Source organism: Streptomyces sp. XY431 (genome assembly GCF_001279805.1).
GTDB classification, from domain to species: Bacteria; Actinomycetota; Actinomycetes; order Streptomycetales; family Streptomycetaceae; genus Kitasatospora; species Kitasatospora purpeofusca.
This window is the reverse complement of record NZ_LGDO01000450.1, coordinates 1-216: the sequence shown is the minus strand read 5'-3', so window position 1 is coordinate 216 and position 216 is coordinate 1. Positions and strand designations below refer to the sequence as shown.

General features: G+C 56.9%; 1 rRNA gene. It reads right to left on the bottom strand.

Annotation, left to right across the window (positions count from 1 at the left end):
* Window positions 1–216 (bottom strand): 23S ribosomal RNA (locus ADK60_RS28510); the annotation flags it as partial.

Here is a 216-nt window from a genome sequence, read left to right as displayed (position 1 = left end):
TTCGGACTCGCTTTCGCTACGGCTACCCCACACGGGTTAACCTCGCTACACACCGCAAACTCGCAGGCTCATTCTTCAAAAGGCACGCAGTCACGAGATGCAGGACAAGCCCGCATCCGACGCTCCCACGGCTTGTAGGCACACGGTTTCAGGTACTATTTCACTCCGCTCCCGCGGTACTTTTCACCATTCCCTCACGGTACTATCCGCTATCGG